We start from the raw sequence: 7,252 nt of genomic DNA, 5'->3' as shown, positions 1-7,252 counted from the left end.
CGTCCCTGTAAGAGCTCACCTTTTGACTCGCTATACAGGCGTTGCACACGATAAGCTGGGCGAGGGATAGCCGGAAGCTGTTTACAACCCTTTGAGCTCGTGGCAACCGTCATGAGCAACGCTGAAAGTTTCTTCTAAGCTTGATGCTCAGATTGGGTCCCCGAAGAAGCTCACCTTGGTATTTTTGGCAACGAGCAGTGGTTCTGAATCTGCAAACTTTCTCAGCATTTGCAAATTTTCCGCTGGCCCCAGCGTCAAGGCGTTGATCCAGTGCGCGGCAATCAAAGTGGAATTGTCTTGTGGACTCACTGTCCAAGCCAGCGCAGGTTGTCGAGAACGGGCCATGAAGCCTGTCTCAACGAACATACAAGCTCGGTGGCAAGCGAGGCAGACATTCCGTGGGTTCATCGTTGAAATAGACATGCCAGATTGACAATAATTACGGTAATTATCATAATTACCGTAATAGAAGGAATCACTATGGCACGACCACTCGCCACCAAAGAACTTGTCTTTGATGCCGCCAGCTCTCTGGTATCTGATGGTACAGAGCCAAGCATCGTCAACGTACAGGCCAAGATTGGGGGCGGCTCGTACACAACGATTAAACGCTACCTTGACGCATGGAATGTCCAGCGCGAGATCAGTGCGCAAGAGGGCCTGGAAACGCCCTCCTTCGTGCTTGAAAAGAGCGCAGAACTTGGGCGCCAGCTCTGGGCCATGGCTTTGCGAGATGCCAACAAGCAAACACAGTCAGTCAGGGATGCCGCAGAAGGTAAGGTAGCAGCCATTGCCCGCGATCTGGAGTTTGCCCACTCCGAGATCCGGCGCATGGAAGAACTCGAAGAATCTCAAAACCAACTTTTAGAGAGCACCAAGGAACAGCTCTCCAAAGTCACCGAGGCGCTGACAGATGCACAAATCAAGGCGTCCAAGGTTCCAGACCTGGAAGCGCTTCTTGCCGCCGCACTGGCAGAAGCCGCCACCGCTCGCCAGGCGGCCACTGATAAGGCTGTGGAGATCGGGCGAATGACAGGCGAAACAGAAGCATTGCGCAAGCAGCTCGTTGACCTGACTTCCGCCCTGGTATCACCATCAAATCGCGCGTGAAGCTAGATTGCCCTGCCCTGCCCTGCCCCGAAGCGAATTACTCTTTCGGAAACAATGCCATTAGCTTCGACGTAATTTCATAGGCAGTCTCGGGACTGAGGCCCCTCAGACTGAGTTCGATCCGGCCGTCCTCCTCGAAGGATTTGAGTTCGCCTTTAGCGCCTTTGAAGCTGAGCGCCTCACGTGTGGAGCGAGGGCGCTTCACTGGGCCCTTGACAGCGGCTTTGCGCCTGGCCACAACGTCGCGATATCCCATGCCTGTTTTCGCGACTTCGAGAATGAGCTCGAGAGTAGCCTCATCTCCCTCGACATCCCAGAATTCGCGGAGTGCATTAAGCATCTTGTGATTTAGCAGCTCCGGGTTCTCGGCTACGGCGTGTATGACTCTGTTGGACAGACCGGCTAACGACAGCGTTCGACTGACATAGTCCTCGCCAAGGCCGAGAGATTTTGCCAATGCTGCTTGCGTCTGATAAACCTTTTTTGCTAGCAGCTCCTTCCATTTGATCGCGTCATCCAGTGGAGTCTGCTCGCGTCGTTCAACATTGGCCGCTCGAGCCTCCTCGTAGAGCTCTCTATCGCTTGCCGGACGGGGCCGAATCTCGATGCGTAACGTCGCGAGACCCGCGGCGCGTGCACCGCGCAACCGCGTTTCACCTTCGATTAGGGTGATGCTCCCTTGGTCGTCGATGTAGCCAGTAGCGGATATGCGCTGGCCTGAAGTCGATAGCGAAATCGCCATGTTGTCCACGGCAGTGGTCGTATAGACAGCGCGGGGATTGAATGGATTTGACTTGATGAGGCCAACAGGGACGTCATAGACGTTTCCTACTTGGTAGTCTGGAGGTGCCGAAGTCCGATCTTGGCTCAAACCAACTCCTGAGGAGATAAGCACGGAGCGCGTGTCTGCTAGGCCTATCTCGGGTGGAGTCATTCGTGGATCACCCACGATGGGAATGTTTGCTGCGACTGATTCGACTGCAGCGACGCGGTCAGCGGAGACTGCGCGTTTTTTGAAACCGGTAGCCATGTTTATTGTTCCTCACCATTGATGCGACGGAGGATTTCGTCGTAAACCGCTTGCATCTCATCAACCGCCTTTTGTGAGCGTTCGCGGCCTTTGAGCTCATGCACTGCTCGACCGCTCTTGCCAGTGGCCAGCCAAGAAGCACGGTGAGCAATTTGAGACTTGAACACCGAGACACCCTCGCTGGCGAAGAATTCGCGCAGTTCAGATGTTGCCTTGGCGCCTTCGATAGGTGAAACGCGAGTGAGAACGACGAAGGCTGGAATTTCGCCGGACTCGTGGCGAGGTCCCATCTCCTTCAGAGTGTCGAAGACATTCAAAGTCGATTCAACTTCTTGTTGATCAGCACCACATGGAACTAAGACGATGTCGCTGAGCAATGCGCACTCGAGCATGGTTCTATAGTTTTGAGCCCCGATATCGACAACGACCAGTGTGTATTTTTTCGAGAGATTTGCGAGTTCACGCGCTGGGTTCGGCGGCAAAGCGAGCACAGGAATTGATGGTGTGACGCCCTCATCGTTACGAATTTTCGACCAGCTCATAGCTGATCCTTGCTTATCCGTATCCAAAAGAACTACATCCACGCCATTTGTCGCGGCCAAAGCTGCGATGTGAGTCGCAAGCCTTGTCTTTGCGACGCCGCCCTTCTCTGCTCCGATGGTGATAACCATATCAAATGTCTTTCATAAGGCACAAATATATTTTGCTATTTTCATCGAAAACTCAATTCTTCGTCAATGTTGAGATCATTTCACCGAAATGATTGTTGTCAAGTGCAGCATGGGCTGCAATTCCTCGCCTGCAATCAACAGACACAATCTTGGCTCGAGCCAACATCGGTTGACTCAACCTAGCCTGGGAGTCGAGGTCATGTGGGTTGGCTCGAGCCAAGATGCTGTCTGACCACGACTCGTTTCCACGTACACCAGGTCATGCAGCCAGCAGGCTGCGCTCCTCTGTGATCGGGGCCAGGCATCCGATGGTCGTGTGCATGCGAAACCGGTTGAACCGGTTGTAGAAGCCCTCAATCCAGTCAACGATGTCCAATCTTGCCTGGGCCCGGGTGGCAAGCGTACCTGGTAGATCCTCTCGATCTCGAGCTTCTTGTAGAAGCTCTCCATGGCCGCGTTATCCCCGCAGTTCGCCTGTATGCTCATCGATATCGTGATACCAAAGTCACCTGCCAGCCGACGGTACTAGAGGCTTGCATATTGACTGCCACGATCCGTGTGCACCAGCAATCCCGGGCTCGGCTTGCGTTGCCTGTACGCTGACCTGAGTGCAGCGCACACCAGCTTCGCATCGATCGAGTCTGATATCGACCAGACTACGATTTGGCGGCTTGCCACATCCATCACCGCGGCAAGGTACAGCCAACCCTCGCCGGTCGCGACTTAAGTGATGTGCCCACCCAGGACCGGTTCGGCTGCCTGCCGTCGAACAGCCGATCCAGCAGGTTGGCAGCTATTGGCAGGCGGTGCCCTGAGTCGATGGTGACCATGTGTATGCCCGGCGGTACACCGGGCGCAGGCCTTGGCGCTTGAGACTCTGGCACAGTTGCTGCGCGATCCGGGGCCGGCCGTAGCTGCGGCGGCTGCCCTGATGGATGGCCGCCACCGTGGTGTCGAGAGCCTGGTTGGCAAGCGACCGCGCGCTGGGCGCCCGCACGTGCCAATGGCAGTACCCCGAACGCGATACCAACAAAACCGGCACAACCGGCTGACGGTTTACTCGTCGCGATGGTTCTCGATTCCCAAGCGTACTTCATCGCGACTCTCTGGCAAAGTACGCCGTCGCTTTTCGAAGGAGTTCCACGTACAGTTTCGCATCGGCAAGCTCCCGGCACAGCCGGCTGTTCTCGGCCTCCAACTCGCTCACTGGCCGGCGCGTTGACACTGCACCTGCGTTCAACGCGAGTTCAGGTACGCCTGTGTCTGCTGCGGCCGAACGCCGCTTCCAGTTACCCAACGTGGCCACCGGAACACCCAATCGGCGTGCCGCTTCGTGGCGTCCGACCGAGTCAGCCAGCTTGGTCGCCTCCACTTTGAATTCATCCGTGTACTGTCGCTTGGGCAGTTTGCTATCTCGCATCTCGATTCTTCATACAGCTTAAGTTTCCAACTTCTTGCTGTTCGCGAAATCAAGGCAGGGTCATTCGCTGCGCTGCGCCAACATTAATTCGATAACTGGATTGATTGGCTCGAGCCAACTTCGGTTGACGCAACCTAGCTTTGGAGTCGAGGTCATGTGGGTTGGCTCGAGCCAAGCTGCTGTCGCAGCACTGTGTGAACATGAATTCGATAACCGGCTTGATGGGTGCTGGTGTCTAGGGATGATTTTTGTACGATGAGTGATTTGCTCGGAGGAGAGTTTTTTGCTCGTTGAACAACTCAATGCTTGAAGAGTTGGCTCGAGCCAACTTCCCGTCGTTGAGTTTGTTGATGGCCGTGCATCATTTTCTATTTTGTTTTCAGTGTGGTCTCTTGCGGCGTTGTGAAATGTCGTAAGGGCAAGTTCGCGCTAGTGAGAAGTTGGGTTGTGAATGACGGAAGTGTCCTTGCAGGAGACTTGATTCGTGCGATCTTGTTAGGTGGAGGCTGTGGCCGAAACAAAGAGGATTTTGCGCGAGCGAGGTGTTGGAAATTCTGGGAGTTTGGAGCCGATCGGGTTTGTTTTGCATAAGTCGTAAATGCTTTGCAAGCCCTGTTCTCGCAATCAGGATATTCCCGGAGATGGGGCATCATTCATGCGGTATCACGGTGCATCGAGATGCCATGGTGACCGCTTGTGAGACGAAGATTTTTCCAAGTCACATGGATATTCCCACGTGGTCTTTGGATCGAATGTGTCAGACGTCAGGATGTTCCAAAACTGACTTTGATAAATTCTTGAGTGATGATTTCGAAAAAATTTTGGTATCGTCAGATTCACTTAAAAGCAGCAGAAATAGTCTGGATCTGTCGCTCCAATGGTGCCTTCGCGTAGATGTTCATCGTCGTGCTGATGTTGGCGTGACCTAGCTGAGCTTGAACTACTTCCATGGGTACCTCTCGTTCGATAGCGCGAGTTGCAAAGGTATGTCGCAGCCAGTGCGCCGATGCGCCTGCAAGGGCATGGCGTTCGGCAGAGGGGAGGAGGGATGCGTTAATCGCATTCCTCAACCAGATGCGTACGGTGAGGTACAGAGCCTGGTAACCAATGGATTTCATAGGATCTTTGGCGCTGGCCAGTAACGGAGCCTTCACAGGAGCTTCCTGTAGGCTGCCTAAACCGCGGGCCTTGAGGTAATCCTCCAGTGCCACCAACGCAGAAGGGGGGATGGCTACAACGCGTGGCGTGCCTCCTTTGCCCACCACTTGTAACACATACCCTCCGCTGACATAGCGCAGATCGCCCAACTTGGCTGCGAGCAATTCAGAGGCGCGTAGTCCGACACCCGACAAGAATCCGACAATGAATCGCATCCGCGCGCGGGAAGGGGAGGGGGGGTGCGCATCAATGAAGCGTTCGATCTCCGTTTGCGCGTCATCGGAAAAGGCGCGAGTGTCAACGCTGTTGACCGCAGTCTTTTTCATCGAGGTGCGGGTTTTGATCAGCGGCCATGGGTTTTGCCCGATGTAGTCGGCCAGCTTCAAATAGGCGAAAAGGGCGCCCACGATGTTGAGCAGGTGGTGCCGGCTCGATTGCGAAAGTTGTCCGCGAAATGGTGCCCAACCGGGTTGGCCGGGCCTGGCGCGCTCACGTGATATCCAGTGGGCTGGAATGTTCTCCGTGAAGGCTCGGAACGCCAAGCAGTCCTCGACTTTGACCTGTGCAAACGTGATGCCCCCACGCTCACGCTGGAGCCAGAGCATGAAGACACGCGCCTCTCGCCAGAAACTCTTGACCGTGGCGGCAGAGCCTGCATGGGTCTGGATCCAGGTGCGCATGGCCTGCAAGTCGTTCGAGGCGTTAAGCATGGAGCCTGACGTCGACAGAGACGGCTCCATTGCTGGTATCTGGAGAGACTCATGAATGGCGCTTCTAGGGAAACATTCAAGGTCAAGCGGATGGTCGGCCAGGGCAGGGGAGGGTAGGGCGAAGAGGCGCTTCAGGGGTGAGTGTGCTGCAGGGATGAGTGTGTGGAGGTGCGCTGCAATGCGCTGAGCCTTGCTTTTGCCCACACCTGGTAGGTCGCGATACCAGCGCCCGCCCGCAGAAATGGCCTGGGCCAGCTCGCCCAAATTGGTAAATCCTGCGCCGATGAGCTTGGTTGCGGTTCGATCGTCGAACCAGCCGTTAACCATATCCTGAGTTTTCGGCTGCTCTGCGTTGCTGGCTTCCAGATTGCGCAGCAACTCCAACTGTCTGCGGCGCAACCGGTCGCGCCGTTCGGCTTTGGGGTTGGTCGGGAAAGCCGCCTCATAGAACTCTAGCTGCTCGGACTCGCTCCAGCCATCCAGGTCCCGTTCAGCGATGAAATCCTCCAGGCTGGGGGGGCGCCCGCTCGCGTCCTGGACCCGAATCCGCACACCTATCAGACGCCACGCGGAGTCTCCTCGACGCCGAGCGATGGCACGAACCTGATCCACAGTCTGCCTGTGGGCGGTGATGGCCTCGTTGCCGTGTTCGATGCCAAGGTAGCGCAGGGTGCTCTCTTTGAGATCAATGCCTTCGGCCACTGCGCGTAAATGCGCGAAATGGTGTGGTCCCAGTCGGTGTACGAAACGCACGCTCGCCTGGGTCTGGCGGGGTCTCAAGTCTTTGATTGGCTTGGGTTTTTGGTCCTGACCGATATGGGAAGCGATTTTTGCCACCTATTTTTTGACTTAAGATAATGTAGCATTATCTTAAGCATATTGGGTATCAGGACACATGAAGGGCGTTGAAGTTAGAAGGAATTCATGCAGGCCGACATTGACGAAGTCCGGTGCATGCAACACGTCGTGAGCTGCGACGCCGCAGAGCGCAAGGATGGCTGGCTGGCAAAGTGGTGCTAGCGACGTGAAACTTGCGTAGGCTTTGGATTTACAAACTGCCTGGACGCGGAACCTCGACATCCGCGATCCTCAGGTCACTTGGTAGCTCAAGCACATACTCATGCCACACCATGTGGCCCAGCACGATGCATCC

The 7,252-nt window shown here is 55.4% G+C and carries 5 protein-coding genes and 1 pseudogene; 1 reads left to right on the top strand and 5 read right to left on the bottom strand.

Annotation, left to right across the window (positions count from 1 at the left end; all coding sequences use genetic code 11):
• Positions 1-147: 147 nt before the first annotated feature.
• Positions 148-345 (bottom strand): hypothetical protein, encoded by a 198-nt coding sequence (locus AC1RDS_RS20895; RefSeq protein WP_492227353.1) that lies wholly within the window; start codon positions 343-345, stop codon positions 148-150.
• Between the two features lie 135 nt (positions 346-480).
• On the opposite strand from AC1RDS_RS20895, the gene AC1RDS_RS20890 reads away from it, so the two are divergent.
• Positions 481-1,110 (top strand): DNA-binding protein, encoded by a 630-nt coding sequence (locus AC1RDS_RS20890; RefSeq protein WP_492227352.1) that lies wholly within the window; start codon positions 481-483, stop codon positions 1,108-1,110.
• Between the two features lie 37 nt (positions 1,111-1,147).
• On the opposite strand, the gene AC1RDS_RS20885 is transcribed toward AC1RDS_RS20890, so the two are convergent.
• The 4 genes and pseudogenes from AC1RDS_RS20885 to AC1RDS_RS20870 all read right to left on the bottom strand — a co-directional run bounded on the left by AC1RDS_RS20885 (position 1,148) and on the right by AC1RDS_RS20870 (position 6,936).
• Positions 1,148-2,140: a ParB/RepB/Spo0J family partition protein gene (locus AC1RDS_RS20885; RefSeq protein WP_492227351.1), complete on the bottom strand. Its 993-nt coding sequence runs from the start codon at positions 2,138-2,140 to the stop codon at positions 1,148-1,150.
• A 2-nt stretch (positions 2,141-2,142) separates the two neighbouring features.
• Complete coding sequence (locus AC1RDS_RS20880; protein ID WP_067512979.1) at positions 2,143-2,811, bottom strand: nucleotide-binding protein; 669 nt, start codon at positions 2,809-2,811, stop codon at positions 2,143-2,145.
• A 259-nt stretch (positions 2,812-3,070) separates the two neighbouring features.
• Positions 3,071-4,231 (bottom strand): annotated as a pseudogene (locus AC1RDS_RS20875) (IS3 family transposase).
• Between the two features lie 836 nt (positions 4,232-5,067).
• Entirely contained in the window at positions 5,068-6,936 is a 1,869-nt protein-coding gene (locus tag AC1RDS_RS20870) for a tyrosine-type recombinase/integrase (RefSeq protein WP_492227350.1), read from the bottom strand.
• Positions 6,937-7,252: the final 316 nt, after the last annotated feature.

It is taken from the genome of Acidovorax sp. GW823-FHT02H02 (assembly GCF_058797075.1).
The sequence above is the reverse complement of the archived record's forward strand: the minus strand, read 5'-3'. Positions and strand labels throughout refer to the sequence as shown.